This is a genomic window from Pseudomonas sp. SIMBA_041 (assembly GCF_046535095.1).
Taxonomy (GTDB): Bacteria; Pseudomonadota; Gammaproteobacteria; order Pseudomonadales; family Pseudomonadaceae; genus Aquipseudomonas; species Aquipseudomonas mucoides.
The window spans coordinates 1-245 of record NZ_JAWRXJ010000786.1; the positions used below are offsets into that span (position 1 = coordinate 1).

Genomic DNA, 245 nt, shown 5'->3' on the forward strand with positions numbered 1-245 from the left:
CTGCGCACCGAAAGCTTCGACCTGTTGCTGTTGGACCTGGGCCTGCCGCGGCTCGACGGCCTGGAGTTGTTGCAGCAATTGCGCGCCGCCCAGCAGGACCTGCCAGTGCTGATCCTCACCGCCCGCGACGGCACCGCCGAACGCATCGCCGGGCTGGATGCCGGGGCCGACGACTACCTGGTCAAGCCCTTCGATGTCGAGGAATTCAAGGCCCGGGTCCGCGCCCTGCTGCGCCGCAGCCAGGG

The 245-nt window shown here is 69.4% G+C and carries 1 protein-coding gene; it reads left to right on the forward strand.

The window, feature by feature from the left end:
* On the forward strand, positions 1–245 hold a 245-nt coding region (locus SB725_RS33265), incomplete at both ends, for a response regulator (protein ID WP_410923703.1).